The organism is Streptomyces sp. CC208A (assembly GCF_030010625.1).
Classification (GTDB): domain Bacteria; phylum Actinomycetota; class Actinomycetes; order Streptomycetales; family Streptomycetaceae; genus Streptomyces.
Map to the genome: position 1 here is coordinate 71,016 of NZ_JASCXN010000003.1, position 12,774 is coordinate 83,789.

General features: G+C 73.9%; 15 protein-coding genes. 6 read left to right on the top strand and 9 right to left on the bottom strand.

The annotated features are described in order from the left end of the window. Positions 1-58: 58 nt before the first annotated feature. Genes QK442_RS04715 through QK442_RS04740 form a run of 6 tightly spaced genes read right to left on the bottom strand, consistent with a single transcriptional unit; the run spans position 59 to position 5,950 of the window. Positions 59-760, bottom strand: a complete 702-nt coding sequence (locus QK442_RS04715; protein ID WP_282692525.1) for a rhodanese-like domain-containing protein — start codon at positions 758-760, stop codon at positions 59-61. After that, complete coding sequence (locus QK442_RS04720; protein ID WP_282692526.1) at positions 757-2,388, bottom strand: AMP-binding protein; 1,632 nt, start codon at positions 2,386-2,388, stop codon at positions 757-759. The genes QK442_RS04715 and QK442_RS04720 overlap by 4 nt, the downstream gene beginning before the upstream one ends. Continuing rightward, positions 2,385-3,317, bottom strand: coding sequence for an alpha/beta hydrolase (locus QK442_RS04725; RefSeq protein ID WP_282692527.1), 933 nt, complete (start codon positions 3,315-3,317; stop codon positions 2,385-2,387). Before QK442_RS04725 ends, QK442_RS04720 begins: the two co-directional genes overlap by 4 nt. Continuing rightward, positions 3,310-4,977, bottom strand: a complete 1,668-nt coding sequence (locus tag QK442_RS04730; protein ID WP_349239632.1) for an amino acid adenylation domain-containing protein — start codon at positions 4,975-4,977, stop codon at positions 3,310-3,312. The genes QK442_RS04725 and QK442_RS04730 overlap by 8 nt, the downstream gene beginning before the upstream one ends. 26 nt (positions 4,978-5,003) lie before the next feature. Next, the gene (locus tag QK442_RS04735) at positions 5,004-5,483 is read right to left on the bottom strand and encodes a GNAT family N-acetyltransferase (RefSeq protein ID WP_282692529.1); all 480 of its coding nucleotides are present in this window, start codon (positions 5,481-5,483) and stop codon (positions 5,004-5,006) included. Then, complete coding sequence (locus QK442_RS04740) at positions 5,474-5,950, bottom strand: hypothetical protein (RefSeq protein ID WP_282692530.1); 477 nt, start codon at positions 5,948-5,950, stop codon at positions 5,474-5,476. The genes QK442_RS04735 and QK442_RS04740 overlap by 10 nt, the downstream gene beginning before the upstream one ends. Positions 5,951-6,326: 376 nt before the next feature. Between QK442_RS04740 and QK442_RS04745 the strand changes: the two genes are divergently transcribed. The 4 genes from QK442_RS04745 (at position 6,327) to QK442_RS04760 (ending at position 9,277) form a co-directional block, all read left to right on the top strand. Beyond that, entirely contained in the window at positions 6,327-7,598 is a 1,272-nt protein-coding gene (locus QK442_RS04745; RefSeq protein ID WP_282692531.1) for an MFS transporter, read from the top strand. Between the two features lie 70 nt (positions 7,599-7,668). Continuing rightward, on the top strand, positions 7,669-8,502 hold the full coding sequence (locus QK442_RS04750; RefSeq protein WP_282692532.1) for a MerR family transcriptional regulator: 834 nt from the start codon (positions 7,669-7,671) through the stop codon (positions 8,500-8,502). Between the two features lie 82 nt (positions 8,503-8,584). After that, a complete protein-coding gene (locus QK442_RS04755; RefSeq protein ID WP_282692533.1) occupies positions 8,585-8,878 on the top strand; it encodes a hypothetical protein in 294 nt (97 codons plus the stop codon). A 111-nt stretch (positions 8,879-8,989) separates the two neighbouring features. Then, positions 8,990-9,277, top strand: coding sequence for a hypothetical protein (locus QK442_RS04760; RefSeq protein WP_282692534.1), 288 nt, complete (start codon positions 8,990-8,992; stop codon positions 9,275-9,277). A 9-nt stretch (positions 9,278-9,286) separates the two neighbouring features. Here QK442_RS04760 and QK442_RS04765 read toward each other — a convergent pair whose 3' ends face one another. The 3 genes from QK442_RS04765 to QK442_RS04775 all read right to left on the bottom strand — a co-directional run bounded on the left by QK442_RS04765 (position 9,287) and on the right by QK442_RS04775 (position 11,147). After that, positions 9,287-9,730 carry a hypothetical protein gene (locus tag QK442_RS04765; protein WP_282692535.1) on the bottom strand — a complete coding sequence of 148 codons (444 nt, stop codon included), beginning with the start codon at positions 9,728-9,730 and terminating at the stop codon, positions 9,287-9,289. Next, positions 9,727-10,482 (bottom strand): SDR family NAD(P)-dependent oxidoreductase, encoded by a 756-nt coding sequence (locus QK442_RS04770; RefSeq protein WP_282692536.1) that lies wholly within the window; start codon positions 10,480-10,482, stop codon positions 9,727-9,729. The genes QK442_RS04765 and QK442_RS04770 overlap by 4 nt, the downstream gene beginning before the upstream one ends. Positions 10,483-10,568: 86 nt before the next feature. After that, a complete protein-coding gene (locus tag QK442_RS04775) occupies positions 10,569-11,147 on the bottom strand; it encodes an SRPBCC family protein (RefSeq protein ID WP_349239631.1) in 579 nt (192 codons plus the stop codon). Positions 11,148-11,340: 193 nt separating this feature from the next. Between QK442_RS04775 and QK442_RS04780 the strand changes: the two genes are divergently transcribed. Then, entirely contained in the window at positions 11,341-12,078 is a 738-nt protein-coding gene (locus tag QK442_RS04780; RefSeq protein ID WP_282692537.1) for a HemK2/MTQ2 family protein methyltransferase, read from the top strand. Next, positions 12,075-12,773 (top strand): HAD family hydrolase, encoded by a 699-nt coding sequence (locus QK442_RS04785; RefSeq protein ID WP_282692538.1) that lies wholly within the window; start codon positions 12,075-12,077, stop codon positions 12,771-12,773. The genes QK442_RS04780 and QK442_RS04785 overlap by 4 nt, the downstream gene beginning before the upstream one ends. Position 12,774: the final 1 nt, after the last annotated feature.

Here is a 12,774-nt window from a genome sequence, read left to right on the forward strand (position 1 = left end):
GATCGGCTCCCCAACTCTCTGCTCGGGACGGCTGTTTCCTGTCTGCCGCTTACGGCGCCTAGCACCCGCAGCCGGTGTGGTGGGCGTGGGCCGGGGCGGCGTGGCCCTCGGTCGGGTGGCCGTCCCGCTTCCACCAGTCGAGGCCGCCGATCAGCTCCTTGACCCGGAAGCCCGCCGTCGCCAGCTTGATCGCCGTCTTGGTGGAGGCGTTGCAGCCGATGCCGTCGCAGTAGGTCACGTACAGCGGCGCCTTGGAGAGGCCGGCCAGCGACTCCTGGGAGATCGAGCGGTGCGGGATGCTGACGGCGCCGGGGATGTGCTCCGCCGCGTACGCCTCGCTGCTCCGCCCGTCGACGACGACGATGTCCTGCCCGGACGCGAGCGCGTCCCGGAGGTCCGCGGAGTCGGTCTCGTACGCCAGCTTGGCCTGGTAATAGGCCAGTTGGTCGTTCTGCTCCCGGGGCGCGGCCGGGATCTCCTCCGGCGCCGGCGCCTCCGGTTCGCCGAGGAAGCGGTCGGCGAGGGCGTACAGGTCGCCGAGGGTGCTGGGCGTGACGAGCGAGTCGGCGTGCTCGCCGAGGTCGACGCCGGCGTCCTCCAGGAGGGTGACGAGGACGCTGATGGTCAGGAGGGAGTCCAGGCCCAGCGTGTTGAGGGGGGTGGCGTCGGGCAGCGGGGCGAGGTCCACCGGCTTGCCGAGCGCCGCCTCCAGGTACGTGGCGACCTTGTCCTTGATCGTGTCGTTCACCGTGACGGTCATGTCTCCACCTCGTCAACCTCGTCGATGGGTTCGAAGGCGCCGTCGGCCGACAGCGCGAAGTACGGGGAGGGCGACCGCGAGGCCGCCGTGGCGAGCCGCCGGCCCAGGCCCCGCCCGTCGGGCGCCGGCGCCGACGGGCCCGGTGCCGAGGGGGCCCAGGCGAGCACGGCCGGGCGCAGGGGTTCGGGCAGGAGGCCGCGCAGGTGCTCGGGCAGGTCGGAGAGCGTCCGCCGTTCCTTCGAGACGACGACGAGGGCGACGGCGTCGCGGCCGCCGCGCCGGACCGCGGCGGCGGCCGCCCGCTCGACTCCGGGGCAGCTCAGGGCGGCCCGGTCGATCTCGTTCAGATGGGTGCGGCGGCCCGCCAGCCAGGTGATCCGTTCGTCGGCGTGGCGGCGCAGCACGAGGGCGCCGTCGGCGTCGTACCCGCAGACGTCCCCGGTGCGGAACCAGCGCGTCCCGTCGGCCTCGGCGACGAGCCGGCCGGTCTCCTCGGGCTGGTCGAAGTAGCCGCGCATGACCTGCGGGCCGCCGATCCAGAGCTCTCCCTCGGCGCCGGGTCCCCGGACCTCGGCCCCGTCCCGTACGAGCTTCGCCCGTACGCCTTTCAGCGGCCGGCCGACGGGGCAGGGCGCGGCGCTCTCGGTGTCCTCGGTCCTGACGGTGTGGGTGAGGCCGAAGATCGTGGCCTCGGGCGGGCCGAAGGACTGCACGAGCCGGGCGCCGGCGAGCCCTTGCGCCCAGGTGCGCAGGACGGAGGACGGGCAGACCTGAGCACCCGTCATGACCAGTTCGAGGTCGGGGAGTTTCTCCCGGGTGATCTGCCGCCCGTCGCCGGTGATCAGGTCGAGCAGCATCGTCACCGCGAGGAGGTGGGTGATCCGCTGCCGGGCGATCACCGACCGTATGACGGCACCCGCCGGGAGGCCCCGGAACTGGTGGACGAAGGCCCCCAGGGACAGAGGGAGCAAGGTGTCCAGGAGCGACACGTCGAAGTGGAAGGGGGAGAGGCTCAGGACGCGGGAGTCCGGGGTGAACCGCAGCACCTCGTCGTGGCCGGCGAAGTGGGCGAGCAGCCCGGCGACGCTGATCTCGGCGCCCTGCGGCTCGCCCGTCGCGCCGGAGGCGAAGACGATGTACGCGGCGTCCTCCGGCCCGTGGGCGATGGTGGTGTGCGGGGCTGCGGGCCCGTGGAGGACCGTGACCAGCCGTTCCCCGTCGAGCATCGGGATGCCGGGGAGTGTCGGGATGCCGGGGAGCGCCGCCTCCCGCCCGGCCGGTGTGATCACGGCGGCCGGGCGGAGCCGGTCGAGCAGCCCGTGGAGCCGGGGGCCGGGTTCGGCGGCGTCGAGCGGGACGTACACGGCGCCGCGCTTCCAGATGCCCAGGATGATCATGGGCATGACACTTCTTTTCTCGGTGAGGACCACGACCCGGTCGCCCGGCCCCACCCCCTGCCCGGCCAGCCATCCGGCGATCTTCAGGGCGCCCTGTTCGAGCTCGGCGAAGGTGTGCCGTACGGCTCCGTCGTCGATCGCGGTGCGGTCCGGCCACCTGCGTACCGGGGCCGCCAGCAGGTCGCCGAGGGCGGGCGGCGGACCGGCCGCGCCGGTCGTTCGGGCTGTCACGGTCGGCCCCTTTCCGTGCGTGGGGGTGCGGAGAGCGGGAAGGCGGTCCTGGCGATCTCGGCGACGGCGCTCCCGGCCGAGGCCAGCCGCCCGGCGTACAGGCAGAAGTCGTGCGGGAGGTCCGGGAAGTGCAGGTGCCGCAGGCCGGGGGAGCGGACGGCCATGAGCTCCGCCCAGGCGAGGCCCTCGTCGCGCAGCACGTCGCAGCCGGCGGTCACGATCGAACAGTCCGGCAGCCGCGCCAGGTCGCTCTCCGGCAGGTTCATCGGGTCGAAGTCGCGGGCCGAGAAGAAGGGTTCGAGGAACGAGGTGAAGAGCCGCATGGCGTCGCGGTCGAGGAAGTGGCCCTCGCCGAAAACCCGGTAGGAGGGGCGCTCCGTGCGCAGGTCGAGCACCGGGTAGACGAGGACGAGGCGCGAGAACACCCCCGGCAGGACACGCAGGCCGAGATAGAGCGCAAGCAGCCCGCCGACGCTGTCACCGGCCAGCACCACCGGACGGTCCGTCAGGGACCGGCAGCGGGAAGCGATGTGCCCGGCCAGCCGCTCCACCGACTCCTCGACGGTGTGCTCCGGCGCCTTCAGGTAGTCGAAGGCCTCCACCGGCGCCCCGAGGGCGTTCGCCAGCGTGCGTAAGAAGGGCTGGAAGACGGTGGTCGAGTAGTGGACCATCCCGCCGCCGTGGACGTACACGACCCACGGGCTGTCCGCCGCCTCCCGCGCCGGCCGGACGGTCACCCCCTGCTCGCCCGCCTCGACCGTCGCGCCGTCGCCCGGGTCCACGGCGCCGCCGAAACGGGCGATCCAGCGCTCGGCGTTGAGCCGGTCCTCCGCGAGCGAGCCGGTGTACCCCCGTACCGCCATGATCTTCCGGGCGGCGGCCAGACGCCCGAACTCGGCGTTCAGAGAAGCCGTTCCGGCGTCAGGCATGACCGTCCTCGTCGACGGCCTCGACGTCCCCGGCGGGCGTGAAGGCGAAGCGGGTCGCGCTCGTCTCCCCGGCCGCCTCGGCGAGCCGCCGCATCAGCGGCTTCTCGTCCGTCTTGCCCGTCGAGGAGAGGGTGAGTTCGGGCGACCAGGCGACGAGGGTCGGGAGCATGTACGAGGGCAGCAGCTCCCCCAGCCGCTTCTCCACGTCCGCCACCACCGCACGGTCCGGCGCCATCACCACGAGGGCGATCACGTCGTGGCCGTGGCGCGGCACGAGGGCGACGGCCGCCCGCTCGACACCGGGGCAGCTCAGCACCGTCTGCCGGATCTCACCGAGGTGGATCCGCCGGCCGGCCAGCTTCACCTCGTCGTCGTTCCGGCCGCGGAAGACGATGTCGCCGTTCTCGTCGTAGCTGCACAGGTCACCGGTGCGGTAGTGACGGACGCCGTCCACCTCGACCACGCGCCGCGCGGTCTCCTCCGGCTGCCCGTGGTAGCCGCGCATGACCTGCTCGCCGCCGATCCACAACTCGCCGATCCTGTCCGGATCATGGACCTCGGTCCCGTCGTCCATGATCCGTGCCGTGACCCCGCGCAGCGGTCGGCCGATCGGATACGCGCTCACGCGTTCCGGGTCGACCCGCTCGATCTCGTGGGCGACACAGACGATCGTCGCCTCGGTCGGCCCGTAGACGTTGATGACCCGCACCTCGGGCAGGCCGTCCTTCCAGACGTTGATGACACCGGGGTCGCAGACCTCCGCGCCCGTCATCACCATCTCCAGACGGGGGAAGTTCTCCCGGGTGACGTGCCGCCCGCCCTCGGTGATCATCGTCAACAGCGTGGACACCGCGATCAGATGGGTGATCCCCTCGCGGGCGATGACCGCCCGCATCACGGCACCGGCGTGCACGCCGCGGAACTGGTGGACGTACGCGCCCAGGGACAGCGGAAGCAGCGTGTCCTCGATCGACACGTCGAAGTGGAACGGGGAGAGGCTGAACACCCGTGACTCCGGCGTGAACCGCAGGATCTCGTTGTGGTTCCCGAAGTACGCGACCAGGTTGGCGACGGTGATCTCCACGCCCTTGGGCTCACCCGTGGAACCCGACGTGAAGATGATGTACGCCGTGGCGCCGGGCCGGTGCGGCACGGTCGGCCACTCCCGGGCCGGCCCCGCCAGGATCCCGTCCAGCTCCGTCCGGCCCGCCCACCGGAACCCGTCGGCCGTCGGCTCCCGGTCGTCCAGGGCGAGCACGACCCGCGGATCGAGGCGGTCGAGGAGGCCGCGCAGCCGCGGCACCGGGGCCGTACCGTCGAGCGGCACGTAGACGGCGCCGCACTTCCAGATCGCGACGGCCAGGACCGGCATCAGCGCGCTCTTCTCGGCGAGCACCGCCACCCGGTCGTCCGGCCCGACGCCCTGCCCGGCCAGCCAGGCCGCGAGCGTCCGGGCCCGCTGCTCCAGCTCCGCGAAGGTGAGACCGAGCCGCCCGTCGTGGAGCGCCTGCCGGTCCGGCCAGCGGATGGCCGCCGCGCGGACGAGGTCGCCGAGCGCGGGCGCCGGTCCCGCCTGGTCGGCCGGGTCGATCGACCACGGCGGCAGCGCGACCGCCGGAGCCTTCGGTGCCGGACCTTTCGATGCGGGGCCCTCCGGTATGGGACCCTCCGATACGGAACTCTTCGTCACGACAGGCCACGCACCCCGATGTCGTAGTGGAAACGGAGCTTGCTCCTGGTCCCGGCGCCCATGCGCCGGTAGAAGCCGATGCCGAGCTCGTTGTCCGGCGGCGTCTGCCACTCGGCCCAGCCGCAGCCCTCGGCGCGCGCGAACTCCCGCAGCCGCTCCAGGAAGACCCGCCCCAACCCGAGCCCGCGATACGGCTCCTGGAGGTAGAGGCAGTCCATGTAGGCGAACCGCTCGGCGCTCCAGGTGGCGAAGTCTGTGGTCACGGTCATGAAGCCGCACGGCTTCCCGCCGTCCGTCGCGACCCAGCCGTGCAGCGCGGGACGCTCCCCGAAGAACGCCGAATGCCAGCGCTCCACCTGCCCGTTCTCGTGGAACTCCGCCTTCTCGTACGCCGCGTGCTCGCGGCACAGCTCAAGGAGCGCGTCCAAGTGGTCCGGCCCGATCGGCCGGACCTCGATGTCGTGGTTCACACCCACCCCGAGAAGGTCGTGTCCAGGTACGCGCCGAGCGCCGCCCGGTCGGTGCTGCCGCGCGCCAGCACGGTGTTCACCCAGGCGTCGCGCTCGAACTTCACGATCTCCAGCTCCCAGACGCAGGCGATCAGAGCCCGCTGGGCGAGAGGCGCGAAAGCGGTCTCCCCCGCGGCGTCGACCACCGCCCCGCGCACCCAGTGCTTGAGCATGTCGGCGTCGTACCACTGGCTCACCAGCAGGTACGTGCCCTCCATTCCGTGGTGCAGGATCAGGAAGCCGGCCGGGTGGTCCCCGTCCCCCAGGGGCTCGGACAGCACCGTGGCCGCATGGTGCTCCAGCCACTCCGGCTTCGGGAGCTCACCGGACCGCTCGGGATCCGCGAACATCGCGTACGCCTTGAGGACCCGGCCGTTGACGTCCACCGGGGGAAGCGCCTTGACCAGGCGCGGCGAGTAGGTCAGAGGATTCATCGGGCGGTCTTCCCCGCCCGTCTTCCGTGTTCCGTGTCGCTCACGTGCTCTTGGCCTCCGGACTGTCGTGGATCGTCGGTACGGAAGTGCTCTGGGCGGCGGCGCGATGCGAGCATAGGGTGCGATCGGGCGCCGCGAAAGACCCTCGCTGACCTCCTCGTTTTCATGACGCACCGTCACTTTGCTTCTATGGCAACAAAGATGGGATGACCGATCGAAGAGCGGGGGGCGTGTGGCGTGTTCGCGTCTATCGCCGGACCGCTCCGACCGGTATTCATTCGGTGTCCGGGACGGCGGAACCCCCGGACCCGTACCATCCACCACGATCTCCGCCACGATCCACCACGATCGACGGTGTCACGACGAAGGGGAACGCATGCGATTCCGGCCACTGGCGAAGGGGCGCTCGTCCCTCGCCGCGACCTTCGGCGGGCTCCCGTCCGGCTTCTGGTGGCTCTGGACCGCTCAACTCGTCAACCGAGCCTGCGGGTTCGTGATGCCGCTGCTCGCCTTCTACGTCACCGAGGAGCTGCACCGCACCCCGGCCTTCGCCGGCTCCGTCGTGGCGGCGATCGGCGTCGGCTCGCTCGTGGCGGGACCGTTCGGAGGCGCCCTCGGCGACCGGTTCGGCCACAAACCGACCCTCGTCGGCGCCCTGGGCGCCACCGCCGTGAGCATGATCGCCCTCGCCTACGCGCGCTCGCCGTGGGCCCTGCTCCTCGGCGCCTTCGTCGTCGGCGTGGTCAGCAACGCGACGCGGCCCGCGCACAACGCGCTCATCTCCGACGTGATCTCCGGCCCGGACCAGGTCCGGGCCTACTCGCTCAACTTCTGGGCCATCAACGTCGGTTACTCCATCGCGATGCTCTCCGTCGGCCTCGTCGCCCTCACCGGCTACACCGCGCTCTTCTGGCTCAACGGCGCCACCACCCTGATCGGCGCCGTGATGATCGCGACGAAGGTCCCCGGCAAGGCCCCGGTCCCCGCGCCCCCGGACGCCGAGGAGGGCGAGGGCTTCGGCGCCGTCCTGCGCGACCGGAGCTTCGTGGCGTTCGTCGCCGCCCAGTTCCTCGTCCTCACGATCCTTCTCCAGTCCGAGAGCGGACTGCCGATCGCGATGGCCCAGGACGGGTTCTCGCCGAGCACCTTCGGTCAGGTCGCCGCGCTCAACGGCATCGTGATCGTCGCCGTGCAGCTGCCGCTCACCCGGCTCTCCAAGCGCTTCCCCGAGTCCTGGGTACTGGCCGGCTCGTCGGCGCTGATCGGCGTCGGCTACTCCGTCCTCCTCCTCGGCCACTCGGCCTGGATCTACGGCGCCTCCATCATCGTCTGGACCCTCGGCGAGATCGGCAACACCCCCACCAGCTTCGCCCTCGTGGCCCGCATCTCCCCCGAGCACCTGCGCGGCCGCTACCAGGGCCTCTACCAGGTCGCCTGGACCGGCTCCGCGGTCGTCGCGCCGCTGGTCGGCGGCTGGGTGATCCACACCTGGGGCGCGGCCCCGCTCTGGGTCGGCTGCCTCGTGGTCGCTCTCGCCGCGGCCACCGCGCAGTTCACCATCGGCACCCGCCTCACCCGCCGCGTCACCACCGAGGAGCAGGCCGCACCGGAACCCGCCCCCTCGGCCAAGGCCCCCGAGACGGGCTGAGCCCTCCCGGACGCGACCCCGTCACTGTGCCCCTTGCCCCTGCCCCAGGGGCAAGGGGCACAGTGGCCGCATGCACCAGGAGACGATCACCATCGGGGAACTCGCGGCCCGGACCGGACTCAGCCCCAAGGCCCTGCGGCTCTACGGAGAGCGGGGCCTGCTGCCACCCGCCCGCGTCGACCCCCGCACCTCGGTCCGCCACTACGGCCCCGGCCAGGTCGAACGGGCCCGCCGCATCGCCCTGCTGCGCGCCGCGGGCCTGCCGCTGGAGCGCATAGCCGCGGTCCTCGACGCGCCCGGCGAGGACGAGCCGGTACGCCTCCTCGACGCGTACTGGGACGAGCAGCGGGCCCTCCACGCGGCCCGCCGGGACGCGGTCGACTACGTACGCGCCGTGCTGGCGGGGCGGGAGCCGGCCCCGTACGAGATCGCCGAACGCGAGGTGCCCGAGCGGACGGTGCTGTGTATCCAGCGGCACGTGGACGCCGCCGCGCTGCCCGGCTTCCTCGCCGAGGCGAGCACCCTCCTCCTCGCCCGTCTGCGGGAAGCGGACGCCTGCCTGGCGGGTCCCCTCTTCGCCGTCCACCACGGCCTCGTCGGCGACGACTCCGACGGCCCGGTCGAGGTCTGCGCCCCCACGGAGGCCCCGGCGGGACCGGCGCCGGGGATCGGGGTACGGATCGAACCCGCGCACCGCGAGGCGTACATCGCCCTGACGAGCCGGGCCCGGGGCTATCCGGCGATGGCGGCGGCCCACCACGCCCTCGGCACCTGGCTCCTCCGCCACGGCCATGTCAGGACCGCCTCCCACCGCGAGGTGTACTACCCGAACTGGCCCGGCAGCGCGCCCGACGAGCACGTGGCGGACGTCGCCGTCCCGTTCCGGAGGGCCACCGCCCCGTGACCCGGAGGGAACGTCTCCGCCCGCCCGGCCGTCCTCTTCCCCGGAAACGGTGACCCATCGTGTGCGACCCGAGCGAGGTGCCATGCGGACGAACGACCCGGCTACGAACGACCCGGTCACGAACGACCCGGCCATGAACGGCCCGACCATGGACGAGCCGGCCGCGAACGCCCCGACCACCCTGGAGACGACCCTGGCCGACGGCCGGAAGATGACGCTCTCCCTCCCCGCCACCGACGCCGGCTGGGCCGCCGACGGCCTCGCGGCGCTCCGCCCGGTGCGGCCCACCCACACCGGCCGGGGCCAGGAACCGCCCGCCCTGCCCGAACGCCCCGCCCTCCCACTGGAGGTGGCCCTTCTGGGACTGGGGCTGTAGGCCCGGGGGAGGGGCCCGGCCGCGGTCCGCGTCCGGAGCGGGTGCCGTCCCCGGCCCGGCGTGGTGTGCTGGGGGAGAAGGGGGACCACCGCCTCACGAGGAGGAAGGGCCATGGCGATCCTCGTCCACGCCGTTCTCGACGGAATCAGCACGGACCAGTACGACACGCTCAACGCCAAGCTCCAGGCCATGCCCGGGCTCTTCGACGGCTGCATCTCGCACGCGTGCGTGGCGACCGACAGCGGCCTGGAGATCTTCGACCTCTGGGAGACCGAGGAGAAGATGAAGGCGTTCGCCGACAGGATGATGCCGATCGCGATCGACCTCGGCTGGCCGGAGGGGCCACAGCCGCGCGTGGTCTCCGTGCACAACTACTGGATCCCCGGCAGCGGCGGCTGACCGGCCCGGTCAGGGGCCGGCCGCCGCTGCCGGGCGGGCCGGGGGCGGCGCACCCTGGGGGACGAGGCACACGTCATGGGCCTCACGGGCCAGTTCGCGGCCCCGTCCGTCCGTCAGCCGGCCGGTGACCCGGTAGAGGCCCAGGTGCGCCCGGCCGACCGGCATGCGCAGCGGCGGAAGCCGCACCTCGTACGGGCCGCCGCAGCGGAAGCTGCCGAGCGCCGTCCGGGTGGTGGCCAGGATCCGGCCGTCACGGGCGCGCTCCTCCTCGAAGGCCAGCCCGTCGATGTCCAGGCCGAGCCGGAAGGTCAGCCCGAGGCTCACCACCGTGCCCTCCGCCAGGACCAGCGGCTCGACGGTCCCCTGGCCGCCCAGCGGCACCCCGAGACGGCCCTGATCCTCCGTGTGCAGCGACACGTCGAGGAGGCGGAAATCGGAATCGGAGCCGTTCACGACGTCACCACCTTCGGCCACGGGGCCCACGGCCGGCGCGGTGCCCCGGTCCGCCGCGCCGCCACGCCCGTACGGGCCCGGTACCGGTCCGGAAGGGCGCGCACCCGGTACTCCGCACGCCGCGGACGACGGGCCGCGCGCAGTACGGTCCGGGCCACGGCCTCCGGCCGGAGCCCCGGCGCCGCGGGCAGCCGCACGGCCGTGACGGCCACCCGGCTGCGGCGGCGCAGCAGCCCGCGGCGTACCGCCTCGGTGAACCCGTCGACCGCGTGCGCCTCCCCGTGGGGGGCCGGACCGACCTGTACGACGGTGCCCGCGTCGTACGGCAGCATGTGCCGCAGCGCCGCCCGGGTCCCGTCGACGCGGCCCGGACACGTGGCCTCAGGGAACGGCGCGAGGCCCGGCCCGAAGGCCGCGTTCACCCACACGTCCGGCGGGCCGAACCGCGCCGCGATCCGGTCCGCCGCCTCGTCCGCCCACCGGGGCACGGCCGGGTCGACCGGCACCACCAGCGCCTCGCCGCCCGCCCGCCGCACCTCCCCGGCCACCGCCTCAAGACCGGCCCGGTGCCGGGCGGGCAGCGCGACCCGGGCGCCCTGGGCGCCGAAGGCGCGGGCGACCGCCCGCCCCGCCCCGGAGCCCGCACCGGTGACCACCACGGTCCGCCCGGCGAACGGCCCCCGGCCGCGCCGGAGCGCCCGCAGCACCAGCAGGCCCTCCACGTACCCGATGACGTCCGACGCCCGGATCATGACCCGCGCTCCCTCTCCGGCGAGCTCGGCGAGCTCGGCGGACTCGGTGAACTCGGCGAACCCCGGCGGACCGCCGGGACCCGCTCCTACATGGGACCGGTGTACGGCGGGCCGGCACCGGCCGACGGCGGCGGGGGACCTTCGTACGGTGGGATGTCCTCGGTCGGCGTGGCGGGGGAGGCGGGCGTCGTGCCGCCGGCGCTCTCGGCCGGCCGGATCCGGCCGCGCCAGCCGCCGGTCGCGTGGTCGCGTTCCTCGATGAAGTCCTTGAACCGGTGCAGGTCCCCCTCGATCCGGTTCTCCACGAACCCCATCGCCTTCCCCGCCCGGTCCGCGACCCCGGAGGCCTCCACCTCCATCGACAGCCGCACGCGCGTGTGCTCCTCGTCCACCTTCTCGAACGTGACGACGCCCTTCTGCTTCACGTCCCCGCCGACCGTCCGCCACGCGATGCGCTCGTCGGGGAGCTGGTCGACGATCTCGGTGTCGAACTCACGGGTCGCCCCCGCGACCTTGGTCCGCCAGTGGCAGAGCCGGTCGTCGAGCTGCCGTACCTCCTCGACTCCGTCCATGAAGCGCGGGAACTCCTCGAACTGCGTCCACTGGTCGTAGACCTCGCGCAGCGGGGCCGTCACTTCGATCGTGTCGTGCACCATCTCGGTCATCTCCCTGGTCGGGCTGGTCCGGCGCAGCGCCTGTCGGCGCGCGGCTACCCGCCCCCGGACGCGGTAACCGTGCCCCTCCGCACCCGGCGCCAAGCAGGGGGCACGCGCGCGTGCCGGGCGCTCCGCCGGGTACCCGCGCCCGGACGAGGCCCGACGGCCCCGACGGCCCGACGGCCCCGACGGAGGGAAGCCCATGAGGATGATCAGACCGCCCGGCGTGTACGCGCCCCAGGGTGACACGCTCCTGCTCCTGGAGACCCTCGCCCGCGAGCGCCTGGAGCGCGGCGCGCGCACGCTCGACCTGTGCACCGGCACCGGGATCCTCGCCATCGCGGCGGCCCGCCGGGGCGCCCGGGCGACCGCCTCCGACATCGCCGCGACGGCCGTCACCACCGCCCGCTGCAACGCGCGCCTGCGCGGCTGCCGGGTCCGTGTGCTGCGGGGGGACCTCGCCGCACCGGTCGCGGGGGAGCGGTTCGACCTGGTGACCGCCAACCCGCCCTACGTACCCGCCCCTTCGCAGGAGCCGCCCCGCGCGGGCCCCGAGCGCGCGTGGGACGCGGGGCCCGACGGCCGGCTCCTCCTCGACCGGATCTGCGGCGCCGCGCCCCTCGTCCTCGCGCCCAGCGGCGTCCTGCTGCTCGTCCAGTCCTCGCTCAGCGGCATCGCCGCCACCCTCGCGGCCCTCCGCGCCGGAGGACTGCGGGCCGGGGTCGTCGCCCGCCGCGAGCAGCCGTACGGCCCCGTCATGACGGCCCGCGCCGTCTGGTTCGAGCGGCGCGGACTGGTCCCGCCGGGCACCCGCTCCGAGCAGCTCGTGGTCGTCCGGGCCGTCCGCATGCCCCGGCGGCACCCGGGAAGGCGCCCTGTGCCGGTGGCCGAGGACCGCCCCGGCCCCGCGGCACCCCACCGCCCCCGGGAGGCGCGATGACCCCGCACGCACCGCCGAACCGCGGCGCCGCCCTGTTCGACGTCGACGGCACCCTCGTCGACACCAACCACCTCCACACCCTGACCTGGTGGCTGGCGCTGCGGCAGCACGGCCACACGGTGCCGATGGCCCGGATCCACCGCGCCGTCGGCATGGGCGCCGACCGGCTCCTCGACGCCGTCCTCGGCCAGGGCCGCCGCTCCGACCAGGACGAGGCGATCGCGAACGCCCACGGCACGCTCTACGCCACCTGGTTCGACACCCTCGCCCCCTTCGAGGGCGCCGCGGAGCTGCTGCGTGCCACCGCCGCCCGGGGCTGGCGGATCGTGCTCGCCAGCTCGGCGTCGGAGGAGGAGGTGGCCGCCGTACGGGCCCGGCTCGGCGCCGACGACGTCATCGACGCGGCCACCTCCAGCGCCGACGTGTCCGTCACCAAACCCGCCCCCGACCTGGTGCGGGCCGCCCTCGACGCGGTGGGCGCCGAACCGGAGGACGCCGTCCTCGTCGGCGACACGGTCTGGGACGTCGAGGCCGCGGGCCGCGCCGGAGTCCCCTGCGTCGGACTCCTGACCGGCGGCACGACCCGCCGCGAACTGGAGGACGCCGGAGCCGTCGCCGTCCACGACGACCCCCTCACCCTCCTCCGCCACATCGACGCGGGACCCCTGGCCCGGCCCCCGCGCCGAGGCTCGTGAC

Excerpts from the sequence above, each read along its gene's own strand:
- QK442_RS04760 (WP_282692534.1), top strand. The coding sequence starts at position 8,990 with ATGGCGATCCTCGTCCACGCCGTTCTCGACGGAATCAGCACGGACCAG.
- QK442_RS04740 (WP_282692530.1), bottom strand. The coding sequence starts at position 5,950 with ATGAATCCTCTGACCTACTCGCCGCGCCTGGTCAAGGCGCTTCCCCCG.
- QK442_RS04775 (WP_349239631.1), bottom strand. The coding sequence starts at position 11,147 with ATGACCGAGATGGTGCACGACACGATCGAAGTGACGGCCCCGCTGCGC.
- QK442_RS04725 (WP_282692527.1), bottom strand. The coding sequence starts at position 3,317 with ATGCCTGACGCCGGAACGGCTTCTCTGAACGCCGAGTTCGGGCGTCTG.
- QK442_RS04755 (WP_282692533.1), top strand. The coding sequence starts at position 8,585 with ATGCGGACGAACGACCCGGCTACGAACGACCCGGTCACGAACGACCCG.
- QK442_RS04785 (WP_282692538.1), top strand. The coding sequence starts at position 12,075 with ATGACCCCGCACGCACCGCCGAACCGCGGCGCCGCCCTGTTCGACGTC.
- QK442_RS04745 (WP_282692531.1), top strand. The coding sequence starts at position 6,327 with ATGCGATTCCGGCCACTGGCGAAGGGGCGCTCGTCCCTCGCCGCGACC.
- QK442_RS04780 (WP_282692537.1), top strand. The coding sequence starts at position 11,341 with ATGAGGATGATCAGACCGCCCGGCGTGTACGCGCCCCAGGGTGACACG.
- QK442_RS04770 (WP_282692536.1), bottom strand. The coding sequence starts at position 10,482 with ATGATCCGGGCGTCGGACGTCATCGGGTACGTGGAGGGCCTGCTGGTG.
- QK442_RS04750 (WP_282692532.1), top strand. The coding sequence starts at position 7,669 with ATGCACCAGGAGACGATCACCATCGGGGAACTCGCGGCCCGGACCGGA.
- QK442_RS04715 (WP_282692525.1), bottom strand. The coding sequence starts at position 760 with ATGACCGTCACGGTGAACGACACGATCAAGGACAAGGTCGCCACGTAC.